Below are 25,343 nucleotides of genomic sequence, written 5' to 3'. Positions count from 1 at the left end.
TGGAAGCTCAAAAAGAGCGCCGTAAGATCCATCTGGTGGATGCAGTGGCGCAGGAGACGGACGGGATCGTCCCGTTCGATTTGAAATTCAAAATTGAGGGGGAGGCTGACTTGAAATGAGCCTCCGAAGGATGTATAATCCTTGTGTAAAATTTGGTTGTTCATACCCTTATTTTACGCCAGTTCTCGGTGTTTGAAAACACCGGGAACTGTTTTTTTGCAACAAAATTGAGGCTGCTGCACGAGCGTTTCGTGCAACAGCCCCGTTTTATCCTATCATAATATATATAATGAGTTATCAACTATCGAACAAGTAATAAAGTTGTTTATATTATGATGTTGTATAAATAAAGTTGACAACTTCTTCGCAAGGATTTTAGATAAAGTAAAAGAGGAGAAGGAGAGGTCAAAATGGCAGCAAACAGGCAATACGATCACGAATTTAAGGTGCAGGCAATCAAACTGGCGCAGGAAATCGGTCAAGCGAAAGCCGCCAAAGAGCTAGGAATTTCCAAGAACACGATGTATACATGGACACGCGCACAACGTCTTGGATATTTGAATCTTTGGTGCGGCACGCAAACACCGCAGAGTGCCCTGAGCTTGCATGAGGAACTCGTACAGCTGCGCGCCCGGCTCAAGGCACAGGATAAGGAAATTCGACGTTTGAAGAAAGAGAATGACTTTCTGGAAGAAGCAAGCGCTTTTTTCGCCGCGAGCCGTCTGAAGTCAACAAAAACGAACGTATGAAGTTGATTGCGTTCAAGACAGCAGACGGCGCCCACAAAGGAAATATCAGTTTTTATTGCAGACTGCTCCATGTCACAAGACAGGGATTTTATCAGTATCCGGTAAGCAAAGACCGCCCATGGAAATATCAGGAGCTTGCCGATGCCATGATGCAGATCCATGCAGAGGATGAATGCAACGATACCTACGGAAGAATCCGCATGTATCAGGCACTCAAGAGCAAGCAGCCGGAGGGCATCCGTATTCCGAGTGAACGCACCGTTTACCGCATCATGGAAGAGATCGGCTTAAGTCATCGTCCCAATCATAAGCCGAACGGTATCACAAAAGCAGATCGGCAGGAACAGATGTCGGAGGATCTCCTGCACTGTGATTTTCATGCCGACACACCGCTTGCCAAGTGTGTCACTGACATGACAGAGATTCCGGCGTGTGATGGAAAACTCTATATTTCAGCACTCTTTGACTGCTATGACGCCGGTGTGCTCGGACTTTCTATGGATACGCATATGAGGGCTTCTCTGTGTGTGCGGATGCTGGATAACGCCATGATTTCCTACCCGATGCTCAGGGGAGCAATCCTGCACTCGGATCGTGGCAGCCAGTACACGAGTCAGCTGTATCGGGAGGCAATCAAAAACTATGGGATTCGTCAAAGCATGAACAGTGCCGGTGGCCGCTGTCATGATAACGCGCGTTGTGAGAGTATGTGAGCACGCATGAAGTCGGAGCTTCTCTATGGACGCTATGACACAAAGAAAATGACAACACAAGAGTTGAAGGTTCTGGTTTGGCGATATTTCATGAGCTATTGGAACAACCGCCGGATCTGTTCCGCAAACGGCGGACTTCCTCCGATGGTGAAACGTCGACAGTTCTATGACTCCATTGCCGCAACCACTTAAACGTTCGTTCCCTTGTGAGAAATTTGTCAACTGTTCTTGACAATATCATAATCCATTGCACGAGCAAAAACCTTAATCGATCAGTCTCTTAGCAAGAAGTGCGGTCACACTCCGCTCTGGACACATTTCGATCATCCATATAATATTTGTGCTTTCGTGAAAAGAACGACCGAGTTTCTCCGCTTGTCCACATACTTCGTACAGTGAAAGCTACTCATCCCCTCGAAAGATCAACAAAACGCCCTGTACTTCTACATCTTTTGCGGATAATTCTTCCTGCGGAAACAGATTTTTTTCGATATGCAGAGAATATTGCTCTGCTGCGATGCAAATACCTTGATAACATCATCGCAGTCAATGTCAATAATTTGAGAATCCGTGAGCATCTGCCATCCAATGACGCGAATAAACTCTTTTGCGGCATCCACATTGGCAAAACAAAAGACTGCAGGATGACATACGACCTCACCCGGCTCCCTCTTCTGCAGAGAAAAGAGCGGTCGCACGCATTCGGCCAGTTGTTCCTCGCTGTTTGTCCGATAAACAAGCACCATATCCTGCTTTTTGAGCATTTCAGCAGGAATCTCTGCCACGGATACATCTGCCGTCAAGAAGATTCGCCAAACCCAAATACCATCTTCGCTATGAGCCGAAAAATCCCCCTCTTCGTATTTTTCTGTCCCTCGACAAAAAAACTTGACAGGAATACCGCATTCGATCTCACGGGTCTCCTGATGAGGAGTGTATTCGCTCAATGACGACAGTAAATCATCATGCTTGCACGCAATTCTAAGCTCGCGCGCACTCTCGTAGACTCGCATGTTCGCTCTCTCCTCACCAAGTTGATTTCCTGCATACAAATAGAGCCGACTCAATGCACTGTCCTTTGGGCACTATAATTTTTAGGACATGGGCTGTACGATAAAAACAAGTATTTCGTTCTCATCACACACCTCAATCTGCCATAGAACATTGACCCCATCTGCAAAACAACCGGCGATGGCTTCCGATTTTCCATCACATCGAACATGGAAAGTTCTCTTGAGCCTCTGAAAATCAGCTGTACCCCCTGTGCTGCTCCATGCCGATCCGGCAGCTCCTCTAACGGGAGAAATTCTCCCGAGATCCACCGCAGATTCCCTTTTGTCGATGCAAGAAGCGGTAAAACATCGTCCCATGTCGCACCAACCACCTGAGATTGACGCGGTGCCCATAAGCCTGACCCACAAATATAAGCCTTCGCAGAATCGGCATCCGTGAAACAAAGGACGGCAGGCATGGCGCATCGGTCGCCGGCATTCTCCTGCAGCGCGATCAAGCGCTCTGCACGAGCGATAAAGTTTTCCTCAGAATCCGTGCGATAGACACAAAGGACATCCTGCTCTTTTAGCACCGCTGCCGGCAAGTCTTTTACCTGTACGTCCGAAAGCAACACGGTATTTCGCCGAAAGCAATCTACAGGAGGCACAGGAAACGGCGCGGACGCTCGAAGTATCTGCTGTCGGTAGAAGCAGCTGTGTGCAAGGGGGACGAATATCTTCCCGTACGTCTCGTCTTCGTCCGCAACCGCAACAACCGGAAGGACTGGCTTGTACTTGTGACAACGGATCTGAGCCTTACGGAGGAGGAAGTGATCCGTATTTATGGGAAGCGCTGGGGGATCGAGGTGTTCTTCAAAGCATGCAAGAGCTATCTGCGCTTGGAGAAGGACTGCCGCGCACTCTCGTACGATGCCATGACGGCGCATGTATCCGTTGTGTTCGTGCGGTACATGTTTCTGGCGGTGGAGCAACGCGAGTCCAAGGATGACCGAAGCATAGGGGAGCTGTTCTACCTGTCTGTGGATGAGCTTCCTGATGTCTGTATTGCACAGGCTCTACGGCTTCTGGTGTCTCTCTTTGCCAAGCGTCTACAAGAACATTCGATGTGTGATGAGGCGGAGATACAGGAGCTGCTGGAAGTTTTCCTGTCCGAGCTGCCGTCGCTGCTGTCACAAAAGCTGCGAGAATGTGCATGACGGATGTGTTTTTTCAGTCACAAACCTATGGTTTTCAATGCTTGACATGTGTTTTTGATATGCGAAGTTTGAGTAAAAGACCTTGAAACGCTCTACATCCTTAGAAATGTAAAGGCTTCAAGGTTTTTTGCATTTATGAATTATTCTATAAAGTACTTCATCGAGGTTTTCTTCCACTCCCGCTTGGTGTAGAGCATACGACGGTCGTCGATGCCCGTGGCGGCTGCGAGCTCCTCTGCGATGTCCTCGCACTCGGCGCGGCTGTAGCCGTGGATCATCGTATAGAGGTTATACTGCCAGTCTGCTTCGCGGTTGCGGTCATAGCAGTGCGAGACACGCGGGTGCTCCGCCATGCGCTTTGCCACCTCGTCAACGCGCGCATCGGGCACGTTCCAGACGCAGAGTGAGTTCGCCGTAAAGCCCACCTCGCGATGGCGCAGGACGGCGCCCATCTTGCGGATCTTCTTGTCCTCACGCATGGCAGAAATGCGCGCGAGCAGCTCCTCCTCCGTGATGCCGATCTCCGCCGCGAGTTCCTTGTACGGCTCTGCAACGAGTGGGAATTCCCCCTGCAGCAGGCGCACGATCTTCTTGTCGATCTCCTCGATCTCGATTTCTTCTGTCATCGTATTTCTGTACCTTCCCACGGCTATGCGAGTTTGAACTGGACGTTGATCTTATAGCGCTTGTTCGCACGCAGGCTCATCAGCTGCTCGACGCCCGGCAGCGCCGCGACATCGGCGAGAATCTTCTCCTCTGCGCTGCGCGACGGACTCAGGAGCGTGAACCAGAGGTTGTACCGCCCCTCGCGCTCGTAGTTGTGCGTCGCGCCCGCATAGCGATTGATGACCTGCGCTACATTCGGAATATGTCCTTCTGCAACGCGCAGGGCGATCAATGTACCGCGATAGCCGAGCTGTTCAGAGTTGAAGAAGGTGCCGATGCGGCGCAGATACCCCTCCCGTTTTAGCTCCTCCAAGCGACTCAGTACATGCTCCTCCGTTGTCTCGAGCATCTCTCCCAAACGCGCAAACGGCCGCGAACACACGGGCAGGTTTCCCTGCACGAGGTTCAGCAGCCGTTTGTCAAAATCTGTCAGTGCGGTCATCTGAAACTCCCCCATCATACACAGCACGGCTCTCCTCTGCACCCACAGATTCCGCCTTGCTCAGGGGCTTGGCGCGCACACAGCATATGCATCCGCGCTTGGGGCACAAAAGATGAACCGAATTCATTTCTTTCTGTGCCTATTCTACCAGATATTCTGCCATCACGTCAAGTAAATCTGAACGCCCTTCATTTTTTGGAGAGGCATAGGGCAGGATGGTCAGCTCGGGCACGCCGAGCTTTTTTTGAATCGCCGCAATCTGTGCATTGCGTGCGTTCTTGCCGATTTTATCCGCCTTCGTGGCGATGACGAGCACGGGGATGTCATGCTCCACGAGCCACGAGAACATACGGCAGTCGGACTCCATCGGTATGTGACGGATGTCGAGCAGGAGGCAGACGAAGCGCAGCTCCTCGGCATGGAGGAAATACTCCTCGATAAACTTCGCCCACGTCTTGCGGCTCTCGCGCCCTACCTTTGCATAGCCGTAGCCCGGCAGATCGACGAGGTGAACGGGATGCCGCTCCTCTCCCCCATCGATCCGCAGGAGCAGCTCATAGAAATTGATGGTCTGCGTCTTGCCCGGCTTCGAGGAGACGCGCGCAAGCTGACGAATGCGCGTCAGCGAGTTGATGAGGGAGGATTTCCCGACGTTGGAGCGTCCGATGAAGGCGACGGCGGGGCGGCGTTCCTCGGGGTACTGATCGCGCCGCACGGCGGAGGCGAGATAGGTCGCCTTCGTAATCACAACATGTTCGGTCAAAACACACCTCCACGTTAATTATAGAGGGCGACCCGCAGCACCTCGTCCATATGCGCCACGGGCACGAACTCGAGGGAGGAGCGTACGGCGTCGGGGATGTCCTCGATGTCGCGCTCGTTCTCCTGCGGCAGGACGATGGTCTTGACCCCCTCGCGATAGGCGGCGAGGGTCTTTTCCTTCAGTCCGCCGATGGGCAGGACGTTCCCGCGCAGTGTGATCTCCCCCGTCATGGCGACATCGGAGCGCACCTTGCGCCCCGTGAGCGCGGAAATCATCGCCGTCGCCATCGTGATGCCGGCGGACGGACCGTCCTTCGGGATCGCGCCCTCGGGCAGGTGGATGTGGATGTCGTCCTTCTCATAGAAGTCCTCGGCGAGATGGAGCGCATCCGCACGGCTGCGCACATAGGAGAGCGCTGCCTGCGCGGACTCCTGCATGACATCGCCGAGCTGTCCCGTGAGGATGAGCTTGCCCTTGCCGCGCAGGATGTTGACCTCCGTGCGCAGGACATCGCCGCCGACCTCCGTCCATGCAAGTCCCGTCACAACGCCGACCAGCGGCTTCTTCTCCTGCTTTGCGGCATGGTACTTCGGACGCTCGAGGAAGTCCGTGAGATTCGCCTTCGTCACGGCGATCGGCGGCTTCTCATCGGCGACAATCCTGCGCGCCGCCTTGCGGCAGATCTGCCCGATGACGCGCTCGAGCTCACGTACACCCGCCTCGCGTGTATAGGAGCGGATGATCTCCGCCCAGACGCCCGCGCTAATGCGGATATCCTTCGCCTTGAGCCCGTTCTGCGTGCGCTGACGCGGCAAGAGATGACGGCGCGCAATCTCGATCTTTTCCAGTTCGGTATAGCTCGAGAGGTTCAGAATCTCCATGCGGTCGCGCAGCGGCGCCGGAATCTTGGAGGGATTGTTCGCCGTCACAATCCAGAAGACGCGCGAGAGATCAAAGGGCAGCTCGACGAAGTGGTCGCTGAACGTACAGTTTTGTGCAGGATCCAGCACCTCGAGGAGCGCTGCAGAGGGGTCACCGTGGAAGTCCATCGCAATCTTGTCAACCTCATCCAGCAAAAAGACGGGATTGCGTGTGCCCGCGCGGCGGATGCCCTCGAGAATGCGCCCCGGCATTGCACCGACGTAGGTGCGCCTGTGTCCGCGAATCTCCGCCTCGTCACGGATGCCGCCGAGCGAAATGCGGATGAATTTGCGCCCCATCGCACCCGCAATCGACGCACCAAGCGAGGTCTTGCCGACGCCGGGCGCACCGACGAGGCAGAGGATCGGCGCATTCTGCTCGGGTGCAAGCCGCCGAACGGCGAGGTAGTCGAGGATGCGCTCCTTGATCTTTTCGAGTCCGTAGTGGTCGTGCTCCAAGACCTCCGCAGCCTCCGTCATGTCGACGTGCTCCTCCGTCATCTCCGACCACGGCAGTTCGATAAGCACGTCGAGGTAGTTGCGGATAACGCCCACCTCGGCGCTCATCGACGGGCTCATGTCCAGACGGTGAATCTCGCGCTCGATTGCCTCACGCACGGCATCGGGAAACTCCTTCGACGCAAGTGCCTCGCGATAGCGATCGACCTCAGCTGCCTTGTCCTCATCATCGCCGAGCTCCTTGCGGATCGCCTTGATCTGCTCGCGCAGGTAGAAGTCGCGCTGCACCTTGTCCATCTGCTTGCGCACGCGGCGGTTGATCTCGCTCTCGATGCCCATGATGTCAAGCTCGTGCATGAGTGCCTGGTAGAGACGTTCAAGGCGTGCGCGCACGTTAATCGCGGCAAGGATTTCCTGCCGCACATCATGCTTCAGGCTCAGATGACTCGCAATGATGTCCGCCAGCCGCCCCATATCCTCCATGATGGAGATCGAGACAAGCGCCTCGGGTGGAATCTTGTGTGAGAGCTTCACCCACTCCTCGAACTTGCTCGTGACACCGTGGACGAGCGCCTCCATATCCTTCGTCTGCACCCCATCCTCCGGCTCGTCGATCACGCGCACATCCGCCTCGGCATACTTCTCTCCCTCGCGGATGGAAAGGATCTCGGCGCGCTTCTGCCCATCGACAAGGATGCGCAGGACGCCCTCGGGCATGCGCAGGAACTGTCGAATCTCGGCAACGGCGCCAACCTCGTAGAGATCTGCCGCCGTCGGATCATCGCACTCCGGATCGCGCTGCGAGACGACGAGGATGCGGCTGTCGCCTGCAATCGCGCTCTCAATCGCGGCGACCGAGCGATCGCGCCCGACGTCGAGGTTGACCATCATATGCGGATAGAGGACAAGACCGCGTAGCGGGAGCAGCGGAAGTGTTTCTTTCTCGGACATCGTATTTCCTTCCATGTATATAATGAAAAAAGGAGCGCCGCAGTGCAGAGCTCCTTTCGTGTAAGACCATTTTAGGGAATCACTGATAAAATGAAGTCCGTCAGATTGGCGTAGATTTTTTCGTCCGAACTAGGAGGCAAACCGGACGCAGAGTGGTGCTCTGTGGAGGATTTGCCGACGAAGTGCGGGCAAAAAAGATGCGCTAAGATGGCGGTGCTGAATTTATCAGTGATTCCTTAGTTTGCGGCTGCCATCTTCGCCGTGCCGGCTCCGTCAATCGTCAGGATGGGGTCACTGTGGTTTGCAATGACCTCCTTCGTGACCTGACACGCCGTCACGCCTTGGATCGACGGCACTTCGTACATGACGTTCCGCATGATGCCCTCGATGATGGAGCGCAGTCCGCGCGCGCCCGTCTTGTGCGTGAGTGCTTCCTTTGCGATGAGGTGAAGCGCCTCGTCCTCGAACGTGAGCCGCACGCCGTCGAGCTCCAAGAGCTTCTGGAACTGCTTTACGAGCGCATTCTTCGGCTCGGTCAGGATACGTACGAGCGCTGCCTCGTCGAGCGAGTTCAGCGTCACGACAACGGGCAGACGCCCGATGAACTCGGGGATCAGACCATTCTTCATCAGATCCTCGGGAATGACCTTGCTGAGGGATTCGCCGACGGAGACGCGTTTTTTCGAGCGCACCTCTGCGCCAAAGCCCATCTGCTTCTTGCCGAGACGCGACTCGATGATCTCCTCGATCCCGTCGAATGCGCCGCCGCAGATGAAGAGGATGTTCGTCGTATCGATCTGCAGCAATTCCTGCTGCGGATGCTTGCGGCCGCCCTGCGGCGGCACGGATGCCGTCGTGCCCTCGAGAATCTTGAGGAGCGCCTGCTGGACGCCCTCGCCCGACACATCGCGCGTGATGGAGGGATTCTCCGACTTGCGTGCAATCTTGTCGATCTCGTCGATGTAGATGATACCGCGCTGCGCCTTTTCGATATCGTAGTCCGCCGCCTGAATCAGCTTCAGCAGGATGTTCTCGACATCCTCACCGACATACCCCGCCTCCGTGAGGGAGGTCGCGTCGGCGATGGCGAACGGGACGTTCAGGATGCGCGCGAGGGTCTGGGCGAGCAGTGTCTTGCCGCTGCCCGTGGGACCGAGCATGAGGATGTTGGACTTGCGCAGTTCGACATCCTCGTTCTTCCCCTGCCCGACATTGATGCGCTTGTAGTGGTTGTAGACCGCGACGGACAGGGACTTCTTCGCCTCGTCCTGACCGATGACGTACTGATCGAGAATGTGGCGGATTTCCTTCGGTTTCGGAACATCCTTGAGTCCGACCTCAGCGTCTTCGCTGAACTCCTCTGCAATGATCTCATTGCAGAGCTCGATACATTCATCGCAGATATAGACACCGGGACCTGCTACGAGCTTGCGCACCTGCTCCTGCGTCTTGCCGCAGAACGAGCACTTGAGCTGCCCCTTGTCTTCCTCTCCAAATTTCATCGCGTCACCCCCCCTCAGGCATTCTTCTCTGTGGAGGCAGCCTTGGGACGGGTAACAACCTCGTCGATCAGCCCATATGCCTTGGCTTCCTCTGCCGACATAAAGTTGTCTCGCTCCGTATCGACGTTGATCTTCTCGGGATCCTGCCCCGTATGGTGCGCGAGAATATTGTTGCCGACCTCACGCAGGCGCAGGATCTCCTTCGCCTGGATCTGGATATCGGTCGACTGTCCCTGTGCGCCGCCGAGCGGCTGATGGATCATGATGCGTGCATGCGGGAGCGCATAGCGTTTCCCCGCTGCGCCCGCCGTCAAGAGGATGGAGCCCATGCTCGCCGCCTGCCCGATGCAGATCGTCGAGACATCGGGTTTGATGTACTGCATCGTGTCATAGATGGCAAGACCTGCCGTCACGACACCGCCCGGGCTGTTGATGTAGAGGTGGATGTCCTTGTCCGGATCCTCGGACTCGAGGAAGAGCAGCTGCGCCACAACGACGTTTGCCACGCTGTCGTCTATCGGTCCACCCAGAAAGATGATGCGTTCCTTGAGCAGCCGGGAGTATATGTCATAGGCACGCTCCCCGCGGCTTGAGTTCTCCACCACCATTGGTACATAATAACTCATACGTTCCTCCCCACAGGGGATCCCTTATGCCGTGATATTGTCCACGATGAACTGCGCCGTCTTCTTGCGCAGCACAGTCGCGGCGAGGTCACTGACACGCCCCTGCTCCTTGATGATCTTCTGAACCTGCTTGGGCGTTGCACCGTAGGACAGCGCCATCGCATAGACCTCCTGATCGAGATCCCTTCCCTCGACCTTGATCCCCTCGGCCTTTGCGACCTCCTCAAGCATGAGATCCGTGCGGACGTTCTTCTCCGCCGTCTCACGGTACTCGTCGCGAATGCGCGCCATATCGAGACCCGCGTACTGGAGATACTGCTCGAGGCTCATTCCCTGCTGCTCGAGACGCATCGCCATCTCCTGAATCATCGCCGTGATACGGTTCTCGACCATGACGGGCGGAATCTCCATCGTGCAGTTGTCCGTCGCCATGTCAATTGCCTTCGTGCGGCGCTCTGTCTCCGCCTGACGCTCCGCGCCCGCCTGAAGGTTCTTGCGGATATCCTCGCGCAGCTCTGCCATCGTCTCGAACTTGCTCGCCTTCTTTGCGAACTCATCGTTCAGCTCGGGCAGCTCACGCGACTTGATGCTGCGGATTGTGCACTTGAACATCGCGGGCTTGCCCTTGAGGTTCTCTGCGTGGTACTCCTCGGGGAATGTGACGTTCACCTCGCGCTCCTCGCCGATCTTCGCGCCGATGAGCTGATCCTCGAAACCGGGAATGAAGCTGCCCGAGCCGATCTGCAGCGGGTAGTCCTCGCCCTTGCCGCCCTCAAACGCCTCGCCGTCAACGAAGCCCTCGAAGTCGAGCGTCACAAAGTCATCCTTCTTGACCTCGGCGTCTGCCGGTGCGTCCACGAGTGTGCCCTGATGCTGACGCATGCCCTCGATCTGGCGGTCGATATCCTCGTCGGATACGGAGACTTCCGGCTTCTCCACCGTCAGCCCCTTGTAGTCGCCGAGCGTGACCTCAGGACGCTGCGTGAACTTCGCCGTAAAGACGACATCCTTGCCCTCCTCGAGGGTCACGATGTCGATCTCGGGACGTGTCACAGGCTCCATGTCCTGCTCCGTCAGCGCATCCTCGAACGCCTGCTGTGCAACGCCCTCGAATGCCTCCTGCAAAATCGCGTCCTTGCCGACAAAATTCTCAACGATCTTGCGCGGTGCCTTGCCCTTGCGGAATCCGGGGATGTTGACGCGCCCCGAGATGCGCTTTGCCGCGCCATCCGTCGCCTTCTCCAGCTTTGCCTGCTCAACTTCAATCGTCAGAGTGACCTCGCGGTTCTCACCATGCTCTGCCGTAACCTTCATTGTATGAAACAACCTCCTGCTATTTTCCTATGGAAACGCCGCATTTCCCGGTGCTTCCCGATGTGCGGACACGCAAAGAGCGCAACGTCCGCGATTCTATCTGTATGGTATCACAAAAACGCCAAAATGACAAGATAACTTATTTCAATAGCTCCGTCATGCGCGGGAGCGGCTCTGAGAGATCCATATGCCCCGAGAGCGTCTCCACGGGCGCGCCGTCGATGAGGATCTGCACCTTCTGCACCTCGGGGAAGTCCGTGAGCGTGTTCACAATTGAACCGACGAGCATTTCCTCACCCGTCGAGCCTCCGCTGAAATTCTCCTGCATCTCCTTCGAGAAATCTGCCGTTGCAACGCCGTCCTTCACTGTGACACTGCGCAGCTTCGCCTTCTTCGGGATGACGGTCGTCTGCCCCTTCTCCTTCGTGCCCGTGAGGAGTGACTTCAGCGCCGCCGTGTACTTGTCGTCCTTCTCCGTGTTCACCGTGCGGCTGACGGCGATCAGCCCCGTCCCGTCACTGCGCGCATAGTAGACGTTCACCTTGACCTCCTTCGGCACTGTTGCCGCAGGTGTCTCTTTGGGCGCTGCCTGCTCTGTCTTCGCAGCATCTCCGGTTTGCGCCTTCTGCTCATCCGCGCAGCCTGCCCCGAGGGCGATCAGTGCTGCACAGGAAAGCGAAGCGAGTGTGTAGACAATCGTTTTCCGTTGCATCAACATCACTTTTCTTCTCCTCTCTCATTGAAATAACGTGCAATGGCATGAAAGAGTGCCTGTGCCATCTGCTCCTGATAATCCGCATCTGCAAGCAGTGCTTCCTCGTCCGGGTTCGAGAGAAAGCCGAGTTCCACGAGGGAGGCGGGGATCTCCGTATGCCGCAGGAGATAGAATCTCGCGTATTTGACACCGCGATTGAAAAGTCCGCCCGCAGCGGCAAGCTCCTCATTGAGGAGGGTCGCAAAGTGCTCGTCTGCGTCCGTCTTCGGGTAGTAGTAGGTCTCCATGCCGTGTGCCTCGGGGTTCGTAAACGCGTTGCAGTGCACGGAGAGGAATAGTTCTGCCGACGGATGCGCAAGACTCACATCCACACGTGCCTGCAGTTCCCCCGCATCGGTGCTGCCCGCAGGACCGACATCCACGTCCTTCGTGCGCGTCATGACGACCTCTGCACCTGCGCCGCGCAGGAGCTGCTCCGTACGCAGGGAAACGGCAAGTGCCACATCCTTTTCGCGCACACCCGAGTAGCCGATCGCCCCCGTGTCGCTGCCCCCGTGTCCCGGGTCGAGGACGACGGTATGCCCGTGCAGATCAATTTGTTCCCCCACGCTCCCATCATCGGCAAAGATGTCGATGACGAGATATTCCTTCGTCTTTCCGCGCGCGTCGCCCGGCACGGTATAGATGCGATAGGCGTCCTCATGGAGGAGAGAAGATCCTGCCTTGATGCGCAGGACAGCCTGGCGCTTGCCCTCCGGCGTGACCGTAATCTGCTCGACAATCGCCCCTAACGGCGCATATTCCTTCGGAAATTTCTTATCGAGCTTCACATCCTCGAGTGCGAGGACGAGCTCGTTGTCACCGTGTTCAAGCGGAGCAAGCGCATAGGAGAGATCTGCGCGGTTCACACCGATCTGAATGCGCACGGCTGCACGCCCGTCGATCTCCACCTCCTGCGTCTCGATGCTCATGAGGCGGTGCGTCTTGCCTTTCGCCTCGCCCGTCCCTGCCAAAAAAGTACAGAAACAGACAAAAAGCGCTGCCACTGTGAGCAGCGTCCTTGCACATACATTCCACCGTATCAATGCCAATAACACCTCCGATTCATCCCTTCAGCAACTCTAATGCCTCGTCCTCAGCTGCCTCCGTGGCAGCTACGTCGCGTTCCATCGAAATCGTCAGATAATCTCCCTCGGAAATATCCGCAGGAAGAAACGCTTTGGGGAAATTGACCTTCTCCATCGCATCGCCGAGCAGCAGCACGGCGTACTTCCCCTCAAAGCGGTCAAGATAGGCGGAAATCATTGTTTCTCCCCCTTTTCCACGGAAATATCATAGGTCTTCCCGTCGCTCGTCACCGTGATCGTCCCATTCGCCGCCGTCACATAGACGGGAATGTCGAGCGCGTGGTATTTCTTCATCGTCTCCTTGTGCGGATGACCGTAGTCGTTGTTCACGCCGCAGGAGATGAGCGCAGCCTCGGGCCTTACGGCGCGCAGGAAGTCCGCCGTGGAGGAGGTCTTGCTGCCGTGATGCCCCGATTTCAGAATCGTGCTCTGCACGGGGCTTCCGCCCGCAAGGATTTCCTTTTCCTCCTTCTTCTCCGCATCGCCCGTCAGCATCATGGAGAAGTTGCCGTAGACCAGCCGTCCGACGACAGACTCGTTGTTCGGGTCGTGCTTGTAGCCCTTGACATTGCCCTCCTTCACGAGCTCTGCCGAGGGACCGAGCACCTCGAACACGGCACCGCCGCCGAGATCGACGCGGTCACCTGCAACCAGTCCCTTGCGCTCGATATGCTTGTCCTTGAGTTTTTTCACATAGCCGAGAAAGAGCTTCGAGGTCGAGGGCATGCCGTTGTCGTAGACCATGCCGACGGTGTATTCGTCAAGCAGGACATCCATGCCGCCGATGTGGTCGGCGTGCGGGTGAGTGAGGATGACAGTGTCGATCTTTTTCACGTCCGCCTTCTTCAGCTCGGCGCGCAGCTTGTCGCGCTCGTCCACATCGCTCGTATCCACGAGTACGGTCTTTTCAGGTGTCTGAATGAGGATGGAGTCCCCCTGCCCGATGTTCAGCACCTTGACCGTAATCGTTCCCTCTGCCGTTTGCCCGGCAGAGTTTGCAGGCGCAGTCGTCCCCATGCAGCCGCCAAGGAGCGGCGCACAGAAGAATATGAGCGCAGCGAGGGCGGATGTCGCCCACTTTTTGATGTTCATGGCAGCTCCTCCCTCGGAGATTACGAACGCAGCGCGAGATTGATGAGGAAGGCAATCGAGACCAGGTACATGATCCAGCTGACCTTCTTATACTGCCCCGCAAAGAGCTTCATGATCGTGTAACTGATAAAGCCGAATGCAAAGCCGTTTGCAATGCTCGAGGTGAGCGGCATCATGATGATCGTCAGAAACGCCGGCAGGGCATTCGTAAAGTCACCGAAGTCGATCTTGCCGACCTCGGACATGAGCAGCGCACCGACAAGGATGAGTGCGGGCGCTGTTGCAAATGCGGGCACAAGTCCGATCAGCGGCGTAAAGAGGAGAGCGGCAAGGAAGAGCACACCCGCTGCGAGCGCCGTGAGTCCCGTGCGACCGCCGGCGGCAATGCCCGCCGCACTCTCGATGTAGGATGTGACCGTGGACGTACCGAATACGGCAGACACCATCGTACCGACCGCATCCGTCGTCAACGCCTTGTCGATGTTCTCGATATGACCGTCGGACTTGACCATCTTCGCCTTCGTCGTGAGTCCGATGAGCGTGCCCATATTATCGAAGAGCTCGACGACCGTGAACGTAAAGATAATGGAGACAAGACCGTAGTTCCACGCGCCCGCGAGATCGAGCTGACCGAAGGTCTCCCCCATGTGCGGGAGCGAGGTGCTGATGATATCACCGATCCCCTGTGGCGCAGGCGTCATGCCAAGCACCATCGCGAGGATCGTGGTGACGAAAATGCCGATCAGGATCGAGCCGTGCACATTACGCGCCATGAGTGCCGCAGTAAAGAGCAGCCCGAAGAGGGAGAGCAGAGTCGTCGGCGCGGTCACATGACCGAGCGAGACATAGGTCGCCGAGTTCTCGACGATGAGCCCCGTCCCTTTGAGACCGATGAATGCAATAAATAGTCCGATGCCCACGCTGATTGCGAGTTTCAGATCACGCGGTACGGCATTGATGATTGCCTGTCGGATGCCGCCGACCGTCAGGATGAGGAAGAGCACGCCCGAGAAGAAAACCGCACCGAGCGCGACCGTCCAATGCAGCCCGAGAACGCCGCAGACATAGTAGGCAAAGAACGCGTTGAGTCCCATGCCCGGAGCGAGCGCAACGGGATAATTCGCAAACACGCCCATCGCCATGGAGGCGAGCGCCGCAATCCAGATCGTCGAGGCGATCGCCGCATCCTTCGGAATCCCCGCATCCGCGAGAATGTTCGGATTGACGAAAAGGATGTACGCCATCGCAATAAAGGTGGTCATGCCCGCAAGCAGCTCCGTGCGCACGGTCGAGCCCTTTTCGCGGATTTTGAAATACCGCTCGATAAAGGATGGCGGCGTTCCCTGCATCTCCATGTAAACATCTCCTTGAAAACGAAATAAAAATAAAAAAAGCCCGATAAAGGCTTAGGATAGAAATGGCGGAGTGGGAGAGATTCGAACTCTCGCAGCGGTTACCCACTCTAACGATTTAGCAAACCGTCCTCTTCAGCCTCTTGAGTACCACTCCATATTCACTTCTCGCGCTGTCTGCGACATGAGATATATTAACAGAACATATAGAACTTGTCAAGATAAAATTATGCAGCCGATCGCGCAGCATACAGAGCTGCATAGACCGCATATATGAAAAAGAGAAAGTTCCCTCTGCTCTGCCGCTCTTTCGCAGAAGCAAAGGAAACCTCCCCGCATGAATCATTTTGTTGAAACAGATCTCACCTGTCGTCCTTCTTCCCCTTGATAAATGCATCGAGAAGCTCATCATACAGACGGAGATGGCGCTTGATGATCGCAAAGCTCTCCTCATCTACAACGCCGGCGCTGTCATGTGCAACCTCCTTCATCCATTTTTGACCTTCTTCCAGAACGCCGCGATAGCCGAGCTTTTTCACCTTTTCGGTAAACATCTCATAGCTGGCATTTCCGTCCTCATCACGCAGCGCCAAGCCAAGATGGGAGAGAAATAATTGCCGCTCCAAGTGAGATAAATCTTTGATCGCTTCATACCATGCACGCTGCTCCTCCAACGGGGCATCCCGCGGCGGAAAATACACAACATGATCGGCATCAAAACGCCAACCAAAAAAACACCACTTATACTCTTCATCGGAAAGCCCGAGAGGATTCCCGACCTTCGGCTCTTTCTCCGCTGCCTTCTCCATCTGCTCGGACTGAACCGATGAAAGCACCGACGCAAAGTCGCCCGCATTATGTTTCTTTGCACCTTGCGTCTGATTCATCCGCCCAAGAACATCCGTTGACGTTTGCTCGATTCTCATGATCTTTTTCCTTTCATTTTTATATAACAATTTGTAGTTCCACTCTATTAAATATATCGTTTTTCACAAAAAAAAACCTTAAAAAATTTTTAGCAGACTGAATACTCTCTGCATGAGCCTCTCAATACGAGCACAGTGTATACCAATCAGTAATAGAACATATGAAAAACTTATATAGAAAGTTATTCTTTCTTCATTGTATATTGCTCTTTCTACAGATATAATAGATATACAAGAAAGGAATTACTGAATGGAACTTGCACAGCTAAAATATTTTCAGGTCATGGCAAACATCCGCCACTTTACGCGTGCGGCGCGTATGCTCGACGTGACCCAGCCTGCACTCAGCCGCTCGATGGCAAAGCTCGAAAGGGATCTGGATGTCCCCCTCTTCAAGCGCAATGAAGGCGAGATCGAACTGACGACGGAGGGAGAACGTCTCCTGCGTCGCGTGGATCGCATTCTGCGCGAGGTGGACAGTGCCCGAGAGGAAGCGAGCAGCGCGGGCGCGGAGGTCTCGCGGGAGTTTCGACTCTCCTTTATCCACTCGCTCGGCAGCTATGCCCTGCCTCATATCCTACAGGATTTTCGCGCAAACTATCCGGACATCCGCATCCAGCTCAATCAACAGGACTCCGCAACGCTCGCACAACAGGTTGCCGCAGGTGAAACGGATCTCTGCCTCTGCTCTACCCTACCTACGACAGAGTATAGCGCATGGGTCTATCTCTGGTCTGAGGAGCTCTTTGTCACCGTACCGCTCGGACACCCGTTTGCAGAACGCAAGAGCATCAATCTGAATGAGCTCGAAGATGAATCACTGATTGCGATGAAGAGCAGCTACAGTCTGCGTATCCTCGTCGATCAGTTCTTCGATCTTGCGGGCATTCATCCCGAGATCACCTTCGAGGGTGACGATGTGTCGACGATCTCGGGGCTGGTCGCCGCAGGTCTCGGCGTCAGCCTCCTGCCGAAGCTCGCGGGGGTCGAGCACCCCGAGTTGCGCTACATCCCAGTCTCGTTCCCGATCTGCAAGCGCGCGGTCGGTGTCGCGTGGAATACGCAGCGCCAGCTTCCACCTGCAGCCGTCTGTTTCCAACAGTTCCTGATCCGACGCTTTGACAATGCGGACGAAAAGATGGAGACAGTGTGACAAAAAGAACCCCGTGAAGGCGCAAATCTTCACGGGGTTTTGTTACAATATGCTCAGGGCTTCTTTTCAGGCGTGAGGCGACCAACACGCACGATTTCCGAAACCTGAACCTGATGGATCTTACCATTCACATCGGCAATAACGCTTGGCTGACCGTCGGTGATGCTGACACCGATGATCTTTCCCTCGTAGCTCTGCGTCTTCACCGTTCCATCGCTGTTCTTGAGAGGCTTTTTATCCTCGCCCATAACCACGCTGTTCCACTGGACGGGCTGACCGATCATGCCGCTCAACTGCCCAATGAGGACAGAAGAGTTGATGTTGTCGACAATCTTCGACACCTTCTCAAGCCCCTTGGAGACATTCGTCATCTGCTCGAGCGCCGAGAACTGCGCGAGCTGTGAGAGGTACTCACTGTTGTCCTGCGGGTCAAGTGGATCCTGATAGCGCATCTGCGTGACGAGCAGTTTCAGGAAAGCGTCCTTTCCAAGAGCGTCGTTCTTCTTGTCCTTCGCTTTCGCCTGATTCTGCGCCGCCTCGTAGTCGGACAGTTTCTGCACAACACCGCCGACGTTGATTGTATTCAGTGGATTTGAACTTGCCACGATATTTCCTCCTCTATCCGCTATACGCGATAGTCTACGCCATCCGTGGCAGCATTTCCGTTATTTTCTTCTGCCGTAATGGGAGTAAGCCCCTCGACCTCGTCGAGATAGTCGTCGGCATCCCCGCGTCCATAGTACGTCGTCTCCCCGCGATGGCTGCTACTCTGCTGCCACGCTTCCTGCCCCTGTCCCTGCGGCATCTGACCGTCCGCGAGACCTGTGTAGACACCAACGCGGTCAACCTTCAGCCCCTGATTGTTCAGCTCCTGCCGGAGCTGGACGAGGGAATTCTCGATCACGTTGCGAACCTGCGCATTGTCGCTGTGGAACGATGCCTGCACAGCACCGTCTCTGCCAACGGCGACACGCAGTGTCAGTTCGCCGAGATGCTCCGGCCGCAGACGAATGACCATCTGCGTATCTGTGAGCGTACGGAGAAGCCGTGCCTGCTCTACGATCTGACGCGGAATCTCATAGTCCGCCTGTGGACGCTGTGCCTCCTGTGCCGGGGCGGGAGAGGCTGCCTCCTGTACCGGAGCCGGCGTTGTCCCGGTCTGCGCCGCAATGGGCTGTGTGGGCTGCGGTGCAGTCTCTGTTGTACGCGTCGGCATCTCGAACGGAACCGCTGTCATGCGGGCAGGCTGCTGCGCCTCGCCCTGCTGCGCGGTCTGTTCCTGCTGCATCCCCTGTCCCGCCGCATCACCCTGCGCCATGTCGTGACGCATCGTACGCTGTGCGAGTACGGTGAGCGGATTGACCGTGCCGTCCTCCGTCGTCAGATTTTCTCCGACGAGCTCGGCTGCGGCGCGCCCCTCATTCTGAGGCTGCTCTGCCTGAGCTCTGAGGATCGGAGTAGCAATTTTCTCTGTCGCCGCCTGCAGGTTCTCTGTCTGTTCCTCAACAATGGGAGCAATATTTGCAGCATTGCGCGAGTCGTTCATCTCTGCCGCAGGAATCGAGCCCGTCGGAAGTGTCTCCACCGTGAGTACAGGTGCATTCTCGACCGTCGGTGCCGGCTCTGTATTGAGCGCGGCGCGCAGATGCGCGGGCAACGCGGAATCAAGCGCCGCGAGACGCATAATCGGCGCAGGGATATCCTGTGCCACGGTTTCCTGCTGTACGGGCAGCTGTGCATTCTCAGTCTCCTGTGCGAGCGGCTGTCCCTCGAGTGCGCGGAGGAGATTGCCACTCTTCACCGCATCCTCCGGCAGCTGCTGCAGGAGACTCTGCACAGCAGTCCGCAGCTTCGTACCGCCGAGCTGCTCCGCCGTCAGTTCATAGCGCTCCAAGATCTCTGTGAGTGCGGCATCGAGCCCCTCGTTCACATCGCCGTTCACGAGCGCGGTGTCCGTATTCACGAGAGCCGCCAGTGCCGCTACGACGGCAGTCGGAGCTGTGGACTCGTCTACGGACGCTGTCTTCTCTGTGCCGGGTTCAGACGATTTCTGACCGACGATTTTCGGCGTCTCTGCCGTCACATCCTGTGTGTCCTGCGACGGCGCAGTGCTCTCCGTCTGCGGCACTTTCGTCTGTGCTGCATCGGCGGAAGTCCCACGCGTCTCCGGTTTTGCCGCCTCTGCATCCATTCCCTTTTGCAGTGCGCCAAACGTATCGCTGAACGAATTCTTCCCTGAGGTTGCCTGCGCACGATTCCCCGCCGATCCGCTGCGCCCCTTCGGCGCGCCTGCCCCTGCGGAGATCCCATCAGCCTGTGTTACAGCCATGAGATTGCTTGCATTCATCTACACATCACCTCTTCTATTTTTTTATCGGAAGAAATTCATATTCTCTTAAATATTTTTTGGCATCGCACATTTCAGTGCGTCGCCAATATTCTCTGCACCAAAGAGCTGCATATCGTCGAACTTGCCTTGCAGCTGCCGATAGTTCTTCATCGGCAGAAGCGCCGCATGAAAGCCGAGCCGCCGTGCCTCGGCGACGCGCAGCTCCGCCTGCGAGACGGCGCGCACCTCGCCCGAGAGCCCGACCTCACCGCAGACGACCATATGCGGACGCGGCAGACGGTTCGCAAAGCTCGATGCCATTGCAACGCAGAGCGCGAGATCGGCGGCGGGCTCGTCGAGGCGGATGCCGCCCGCGACCTTGACGTAGACATCCGCCGCGCCGATGGGCAGCTTAACACGCTTTTCGAGCACGGCAAGGAGCAGCTGGATGCGCTTCACATCGACGGAGTCCGCCGTTCTGCGCGGCGGCTGATACGGCGTCGGCGCAACGAGTGCCTGCACCTCGACGAGCAGCGGACGCGTACCCTCCACCGTCGGCACGATGATCGATCCGCTCTCCATTGCGCGCTCGGAGAGAAAGAGCTTCGATGCGTCCGGCACATCGACAAGCCCGACGTCGCGCATCTCGAACAGACCAAGTTCGTTCGTGCTGCCGAATCGGTTTTTCACGGCGCGCAGGACGCGGTACTCGGCGTTGCGCTCCCCCTCGAAGTAGAGCACGGTGTCCACGATGTGCTCGAGGACGCGCGGTCCTGCGAGGCTGCCCTCCTTCGTCACATGACCGATGACAAATACCGCGATGCCCGCCGTCTTTGCAACGCGCATGAGCTCCATCGCGCACTCGCGCACCTGTGAGACGCTACCGGGCGCGCTCTCAATGTCTGGGCGGTACATGGTCTGGATGGAATCGATGATGAAGAGTGCGGGCTGCTCGCGCTCCACATGGGCGCAGATCGCATCGAGATTCGTCTCGCTGACGACGAGAAGGTCGTCTGCAATCGCCTGCAGACGATCCGCACGCATGCGGATCTGCCGTGCGCTCTCCTCCCCCGTCACATAGAGAACACGTTGTCCTGCGCGTGCAATATCCGCCGAAACGCGCAGCGTGAGACTTGACTTGCCGACGCCGGGATCGCCGACGATGAGCACCATCGAGCCGGGGATGACACCACCGCCGAGCACACGGTCAAGTTCCCCCGATCCGGTCGAGAAGCGCGGCAGATCCTCAACGGCAATCTCGCCGATTGCCTGCGGACGCTCCGCATTCCCCGTACCGACGCCCCTGCGCTCCTCTGCGGGCGGCGTGACAAGCTCCTCCACGAGGGAGTTCCATGCGCCGCAGCCGGGGCATTTCCCCATCCACTTGAGCGTATCATAGCCACAGTTCTGGCAGACGTATGCGGTCTTTTTCTTCTTTGCCATAAAACCCGATTCTTTCCAAAGAAAAGGGACTGTTTCGTTACAGTCCCTTCCATTTACTTATCAGAGCCCGCAGCACCGCACGGGCGAGCCAGTACAGCGACCAGCCCAGATTGAGGAGGAAATCCCCTGCTCTCCCCGCGCGTGTCGGCGGTGCCAAGACATTGACAGTCCGCTCATACTTCATGGTAGGATGCCTCTTTGTCACTCTTTGCGCGCTTGTTGCGGCTTGTATCCTTTTTTACAAAGTCAAGCCCGTCGCCGGACTTGCGCACGGAGATGACATCCCCCGCCGCAAAGTCACGCGCGAGAATACGCTCGGCGAGCTCGTCCTCAATGTTCTTCTGAATTGCACGACGCAGGGGACGCGCCCCGAATTTGACATCCGTCCCCTTCGAGATGAGCACATGCTTTGCCGAGGGGCTGATCTCGAGGTTAATCTCCTGCTCGGCAAGGCGCGCCTTCACGTCGCGCAGGAGGATGTCCACAATCTTCGTCAGCTCGGGCTCTCCCAGTGCATTGAAGACAATCATATCGTCTATGCGGTTGAGGAATTCCGGACGGAAGATCTTCTTGACCTCCTCCATGACGCGCTTCTTTGCACGCTCCTCATCCGTATCCTTCGCCTGCGCGCCGATGGAGAAGCCGATTGTGCCCGTCGTCGAGCGCAGATGGTTCGCTCCTGCATTCGAGGTCATTATGATGATCGTATTGCGGAAATCCGTGACTGTGCCCTGCCCATCCGTGAGACGTCCGTCCTCAAGCACCTGCAGGAGCATATGAAAGACATCGGGATGTGCCTTCTCCACCTCGTCAAAGAGGATGATGGAAAACGGCTTCTTGCGCACGGCATCCGTGAGCTGACCGCCCTCCTCGTAGCCGACGTAGCCCGGAGGCGCACCGACGAGACGCGCCGTCGTATGCTTCTCCATGTACTCGGACATATCGAAGCGGATAATCGCCTCCTCCGAGCCAAATACGGACTCCGCGAGTGCCCGCGCAAGCTCCGTCTTTCCTACGCCCGTCGAGCCAAGGAAGAGGAAAGAGCCGATGGGGCGGCGCGGATCCTTGACCCCCGCACGCGCGCGGCGCACCGCCTTCGAGACGGCGCGCACCGCCTCGTCCTGACCGATGACGCGACGCCCGATATGCTTTTCGAGTGCGAGGAGACGATCGGACTCCTTCGCCGCGATCCGTTGGACGGGAATGCCCGTCCACTGCGCGACAACAGCAGCAATATCATCCTCTGTCACCACGATCTCCGTCCGCTGATCCTCGCCGCGCCGCGATGCCTCAAGCTGGGCGCGCAGTTCCTGTTCACGATCGCGCAGCTCCGCCGCCGCCTCATAGTCCTGCCCGCTGATTGCCGCATCCTTCTGCCGGACGATCTCCGTGATCTCCGCGCGCAGACCCGCAAGCTGATCCGTTCCGCCCGTGTTCTTCATGCGCACGCGCGACGCCGCCTCGTCGATGAGGTCAATGGCCTTGTCCGGCAAGTATCGGTCTGTAATGTAGCGCTTCGAGAGGCGCACTGCCGCACGCACGGCATCATCCTCAATACGTGCGCGGTGGAACTCCTCATATTTGCTGCGCAGACCAAAGAGAATCTGCTCTGCATCCTCCTCGGCCGGCTCCTCGACCATGACGGTCTGGAAACGGCGCGCGAGTGCGGAGTCCTTTGCAAAATGCTTCTTGTACTCGCTGAGCGTCGTTGCACCGATGATCTGCATCTCGCCGCGCGCAAGCGCAGGCTTCAGAATATTTGCCGCATCAAGAGAGCCCTCGGCTCCGCCTGCGCGGATGAGCGTATGGATCTCGTCGATGAAGAGGATGATGTTCTTCGCCTTGATGACATCGTCCACGACATTCTTGAGCCGCTCCTCGAATTCGCCACGGTACTTTGTCCCCGCTACGAGCGCCGTCATCGACAGCGTGACGACACGCTTGTCCTCGAGCAGAAACGGCACCTCGCCGTCTGCGATGCGCTGGGCAAGCCCCTCTGCAATCGCGGTCTTTCCGACCCCCGCCTCCCCGAGGAGAATGGGGTTATTCTTCGTACGCCGTGCGAGAATCTGGATCACGCGGTCGATCTCCGCCGCACGCCCGATGACGGGATCGAGCCCGCCCGTCCGCGCAACACCGATCAGATCGCGCCCGAATTTCTTGAGTGATGCAGGCAGTCCCTTCGCGCCGCCCTTATTCGGCTTTCTACGCGTGGACTTTTCCTCCTCTGCGTCGCTCATGCGCTCGAGCACCTCGCTCTGCAGCTCCTCGATGTCGACATCCAGCTCCTCGAGCGTATGGACGGCAGTGCCCTCCGCCTCTGTGAGCAGACTGAGCAGGATGTGCTCCGTCGTCACGAAGGAACGCTCCTCGCGGGCGGTGTCGATTGCGCCCTGCATGACGCGCTGGGCGCGGCGTGTGTAGTACGGCACGTCCTCGGCCGGGTGCAGGACATCCTGAAACCCGTCCGAATTGCGAATCACCTGCTCCGCGCTGTCATAATCCGCGCCGAACTTATCCAGCACCTCCGCCGCAATCGTGTCGCGCATGTGCATGATCCCCAGCAGAAGCTGGCCTGTTCCGATGTACCCCTTGCCACGCCGCTGCGCAATATACTGTGAAAACTCTACGGCTTTAATCGCCGCCTGTGTAAAAAATTGACGGTAGTTCAAGCTGTCCCCCTCCTCATCCCTGCGTTCGATATTTTTGTAAGATCGCGCGCACACGCGAAGCACGTATGGCGCTGATTTCCCCCGTGGATAGATTTTCGTTTTCTGCCGTATACTTGAGCGCACCGTCGCGTGCTGCAACGATGATCTCCGCATAGCAGTCCGGTGTCACCTCTTTGATGATCCCCCGGTCAATGCCGTAGCGCACGCGCGAAACGAGAGCGAAGAGCTCCTGCTCCGTCAGCGAGCGCGCATAGGACAGGATGCCATAGGCACGCCATACGCCATCCTCGATGCCGTCCTTCCCGAAGTAGGAAAGAGCCTTGCGTGCGCGCCGCTCATGTGCGGCGATCTCTCCTGCAGCCGTCTGCAAATTCTCGATCATCTCCGCCTCTGAGTAACCGAGGGTGAGCTGATTGGAAATCTTGTAGAAATGTGCCCCCTCGCCAATCCCCTCGAGCGGGTGCACAGCAAGTCCAAGCTGCGGCGATGTATTGACAATGTTCTCGATGTTGCGCGTGTAGACCAGCCCGGGCAGATGCAGGATGACCGAGGCGCGCAGCCCCGTCCCGAGATTGGTCGGATATGCCGTCAGGTACCCCATCGTCTCATCAAAGGCGAGATCAAGGCGCTCCTCGATATAGTCATCCACGCGTGACGCTGTCTCAAATGCCTGCGTGAGCGAAAGCCCCGGCGTCATCGACTGAATCCTGAGATGGTCATCCTCATTGACGAGAATACTGATGCGCGTATCGGCGCTGATGTATGCGAGCCGATGCGGCTGCACCTCGGCAAATTTCTCACTGACAAGCCGCTTCTCGATCAGCACCTCACGCTGCAGGGCAGTGAGCTCATCGAGTGCGATGCGGTCAAACGGCTGCCCAAGCTCCGCCCCAAGTCCCGCAAGGACAGGGTCAAGCGTCTCCTGAATCTGAGCCAGCTGCGCGAGGTTCGCACGCCCCGGGAAGGGCAGCGATACGAGATTGCGTGCCAGCCGCACGCGGCTCGAGATCACGACATCGCTGTCCGCGCCCTCCGTGCCGAACCACGAGAGCCGACTGCTCCGAAGGAGCTCATCAACTGCCATAGGGCTGCTCCTCCATACGGCTCTCGAGACTGCGAATCCGATCGCGGTACTCAGCAGCCTTCTCGTACTCCTCGCGCGCCACCGCCTCCTTCAGGCGTGCACGCAGCTGCTCCGCCTCCTGACGGAGCATGATCGA

The 25,343-nt window shown here is 57.1% G+C and carries 26 protein-coding genes, 1 tRNA gene and 1 pseudogene; 5 read left to right on the top strand and 23 right to left on the bottom strand.

Annotated features, from left to right (window positions below):
- Window positions 1-410: 410 nt before the first annotated feature.
- Both AXF19_RS09735 and AXF19_RS09730 read left to right on the top strand, forming a co-directional pair.
- Window positions 411-749, top strand: coding sequence for a transposase (locus AXF19_RS09735; RefSeq protein ID WP_066848208.1), 339 nt, complete (start codon window positions 411-413; stop codon window positions 747-749).
- A complete protein-coding gene (locus AXF19_RS09730) occupies window positions 746-1,462 on the top strand; it encodes an IS3 family transposase (protein ID WP_237141572.1) in 717 nt (238 codons plus the stop codon). The genes AXF19_RS09735 and AXF19_RS09730 overlap by 4 nt, the downstream gene beginning before the upstream one ends.
- Before the next feature lie 443 nt (window positions 1,463-1,905).
- Here the strand turns inward: AXF19_RS09730 and AXF19_RS09725 are convergent, their stop codons facing one another.
- The gene (locus tag AXF19_RS09725) at window positions 1,906-2,475 is read right to left on the bottom strand and encodes a hypothetical protein (RefSeq protein ID WP_237141571.1); all 570 of its coding nucleotides are present in this window, start codon (window positions 2,473-2,475) and stop codon (window positions 1,906-1,908) included.
- 50 nt (window positions 2,476-2,525) lie between these two features.
- Window positions 2,526-3,059: a hypothetical protein gene (locus AXF19_RS14360; RefSeq protein ID WP_237141570.1), complete on the bottom strand. Its 534-nt coding sequence runs from the start codon at window positions 3,057-3,059 to the stop codon at window positions 2,526-2,528.
- 9 nt (window positions 3,060-3,068) lie between these two features.
- Between AXF19_RS14360 and AXF19_RS09720 the strand changes: the two genes are divergently transcribed.
- Window positions 3,069-3,671, top strand: a complete 603-nt coding sequence (locus AXF19_RS09720; protein ID WP_335674945.1) for a transposase — start codon at window positions 3,069-3,071, stop codon at window positions 3,669-3,671.
- Window positions 3,672-3,811: 140 nt separating this feature from the next.
- Here AXF19_RS09720 and ahbB read toward each other — a convergent pair whose 3' ends face one another.
- The 4 genes from ahbB to lon form a co-directional block, all read right to left on the bottom strand.
- A complete protein-coding gene (gene ahbB, locus AXF19_RS09715) occupies window positions 3,812-4,297 on the bottom strand; it encodes a siroheme decarboxylase subunit beta (protein WP_066848206.1) in 486 nt (161 codons plus the stop codon).
- A gap of 23 nt (window positions 4,298-4,320) precedes the next feature.
- Window positions 4,321-4,794, bottom strand: coding sequence for a siroheme decarboxylase subunit alpha (gene ahbA, locus AXF19_RS09710; protein ID WP_172837421.1), 474 nt, complete (start codon window positions 4,792-4,794; stop codon window positions 4,321-4,323).
- A 124-nt stretch (window positions 4,795-4,918) separates the two neighbouring features.
- Window positions 4,919-5,542, bottom strand: a complete 624-nt coding sequence (gene yihA, locus AXF19_RS09705; RefSeq protein WP_066848204.1) for a ribosome biogenesis GTP-binding protein YihA/YsxC — start codon at window positions 5,540-5,542, stop codon at window positions 4,919-4,921.
- 14 nt (window positions 5,543-5,556) lie between these two features.
- The gene (lon, locus tag AXF19_RS09700) at window positions 5,557-7,872 is read right to left on the bottom strand and encodes an endopeptidase La (RefSeq protein ID WP_066848202.1); all 2,316 of its coding nucleotides are present in this window, start codon (window positions 7,870-7,872) and stop codon (window positions 5,557-5,559) included.
- A 162-nt stretch (window positions 7,873-8,034) separates the two neighbouring features.
- On the opposite strand from lon, the pseudogene AXF19_RS16035 reads away from it, so the two are divergent.
- Window positions 8,035-8,112 (top strand): annotated as a pseudogene (locus AXF19_RS16035) (secretion protein HlyD); the annotation flags it as partial.
- Here AXF19_RS16035 and clpX read toward each other — a convergent pair.
- From clpX to AXF19_RS09650, 10 genes are all read right to left on the bottom strand, one after another.
- A complete protein-coding gene (gene clpX, locus AXF19_RS09695) occupies window positions 8,109-9,374 on the bottom strand; it encodes an ATP-dependent Clp protease ATP-binding subunit ClpX (protein WP_009657035.1) in 1,266 nt (421 codons plus the stop codon). The pseudogene AXF19_RS16035 and the gene clpX sit on opposite strands and share 4 nt — an antisense overlap.
- Before the next feature lie 14 nt (window positions 9,375-9,388).
- A complete protein-coding gene (clpP, locus tag AXF19_RS09690; RefSeq protein WP_066848200.1) occupies window positions 9,389-10,000 on the bottom strand; it encodes an ATP-dependent Clp endopeptidase proteolytic subunit ClpP in 612 nt (203 codons plus the stop codon).
- Window positions 10,001-10,024: 24 nt separating this feature from the next.
- A complete protein-coding gene (tig, locus tag AXF19_RS09685; RefSeq protein ID WP_066848198.1) occupies window positions 10,025-11,314 on the bottom strand; it encodes a trigger factor in 1,290 nt (429 codons plus the stop codon).
- A gap of 139 nt (window positions 11,315-11,453) precedes the next feature.
- Window positions 11,454-12,032: a GerMN domain-containing protein gene (locus tag AXF19_RS09680; RefSeq protein ID WP_066848196.1), complete on the bottom strand. Its 579-nt coding sequence runs from the start codon at window positions 12,030-12,032 to the stop codon at window positions 11,454-11,456.
- The gene (locus AXF19_RS09675; protein ID WP_066848194.1) at window positions 12,032-13,120 is read right to left on the bottom strand and encodes an N-acetylmuramoyl-L-alanine amidase family protein; all 1,089 of its coding nucleotides are present in this window, start codon (window positions 13,118-13,120) and stop codon (window positions 12,032-12,034) included. Before AXF19_RS09675 ends, AXF19_RS09680 begins: the two co-directional genes overlap by 1 nt.
- 13 nt (window positions 13,121-13,133) lie before the next feature.
- A complete protein-coding gene (locus AXF19_RS09670; protein ID WP_066848192.1) occupies window positions 13,134-13,334 on the bottom strand; it encodes a DUF3006 domain-containing protein in 201 nt (66 codons plus the stop codon).
- Window positions 13,331-14,248, bottom strand: coding sequence for a ComEC/Rec2 family competence protein (locus AXF19_RS09665; protein ID WP_084784806.1), 918 nt, complete (start codon window positions 14,246-14,248; stop codon window positions 13,331-13,333). Before AXF19_RS09665 ends, AXF19_RS09670 begins: the two co-directional genes overlap by 4 nt.
- Window positions 14,249-14,268: 20 nt before the next feature.
- Window positions 14,269-15,603, bottom strand: coding sequence for an NCS2 family permease (locus AXF19_RS09660; RefSeq protein ID WP_066848189.1), 1,335 nt, complete (start codon window positions 15,601-15,603; stop codon window positions 14,269-14,271).
- Between the two features lie 63 nt (window positions 15,604-15,666).
- Window positions 15,667-15,757 (bottom strand) — tRNA-Ser (locus AXF19_RS09655).
- A 205-nt stretch (window positions 15,758-15,962) separates the two neighbouring features.
- The gene (locus AXF19_RS09650) at window positions 15,963-16,409 is read right to left on the bottom strand and encodes a hypothetical protein (RefSeq protein ID WP_216634934.1); all 447 of its coding nucleotides are present in this window, start codon (window positions 16,407-16,409) and stop codon (window positions 15,963-15,965) included.
- A gap of 367 nt (window positions 16,410-16,776) precedes the next feature.
- On the opposite strand from AXF19_RS09650, the gene AXF19_RS09645 reads away from it, so the two are divergent.
- Window positions 16,777-17,679: a LysR family transcriptional regulator gene (locus tag AXF19_RS09645; protein ID WP_066848185.1), complete on the top strand. Its 903-nt coding sequence runs from the start codon at window positions 16,777-16,779 to the stop codon at window positions 17,677-17,679.
- Between the two features lie 53 nt (window positions 17,680-17,732).
- Here AXF19_RS09645 and AXF19_RS09640 read toward each other — a convergent pair whose 3' ends face one another.
- The 7 genes from AXF19_RS09640 to AXF19_RS15445 all read right to left on the bottom strand — a co-directional run.
- Window positions 17,733-18,284, bottom strand: a complete 552-nt coding sequence (locus tag AXF19_RS09640; protein WP_066848183.1) for a flagellar hook assembly protein FlgD — start codon at window positions 18,282-18,284, stop codon at window positions 17,733-17,735.
- Between the two features lie 20 nt (window positions 18,285-18,304).
- The gene (locus tag AXF19_RS09635; protein WP_066848180.1) at window positions 18,305-20,026 is read right to left on the bottom strand and encodes a flagellar hook-length control protein FliK; all 1,722 of its coding nucleotides are present in this window, start codon (window positions 20,024-20,026) and stop codon (window positions 18,305-18,307) included.
- Window positions 20,027-20,074: 48 nt separating this feature from the next.
- Window positions 20,075-21,451: a DNA repair protein RadA gene (gene radA / locus AXF19_RS09630; RefSeq protein ID WP_066848177.1), complete on the bottom strand. Its 1,377-nt coding sequence runs from the start codon at window positions 21,449-21,451 to the stop codon at window positions 20,075-20,077.
- Between the two features lie 37 nt (window positions 21,452-21,488).
- The gene (locus AXF19_RS14590; protein ID WP_172837376.1) at window positions 21,489-21,635 is read right to left on the bottom strand and encodes a hypothetical protein; all 147 of its coding nucleotides are present in this window, start codon (window positions 21,633-21,635) and stop codon (window positions 21,489-21,491) included.
- The gene (locus AXF19_RS09625) at window positions 21,625-24,123 is read right to left on the bottom strand and encodes an ATP-dependent Clp protease ATP-binding subunit (protein WP_066848175.1); all 2,499 of its coding nucleotides are present in this window, start codon (window positions 24,121-24,123) and stop codon (window positions 21,625-21,627) included. The genes AXF19_RS14590 and AXF19_RS09625 overlap by 11 nt, the downstream gene beginning before the upstream one ends.
- A gap of 13 nt (window positions 24,124-24,136) precedes the next feature.
- A complete protein-coding gene (locus AXF19_RS09620; protein WP_066848173.1) occupies window positions 24,137-25,207 on the bottom strand; it encodes an ATP--guanido phosphotransferase in 1,071 nt (356 codons plus the stop codon).
- Window positions 25,197-25,343: UvrB/UvrC motif-containing protein (locus tag AXF19_RS15445; protein ID WP_237141744.1), on the bottom strand; the 147-nt coding region annotated here is incomplete at its 5' end. The genes AXF19_RS09620 and AXF19_RS15445, both read right to left, overlap by 11 nt.

Origin of the sequence: Selenomonas sp. oral taxon 126 (genome assembly GCF_001683335.1) — a bacterium.
In the GTDB taxonomy this organism is placed as follows: domain Bacteria; phylum Bacillota; class Negativicutes; order Selenomonadales; family Selenomonadaceae; genus Centipeda.
Note: the sequence above shows the minus strand (reverse complement) of the source record. Positions and strands in the feature narration are given on the sequence as shown.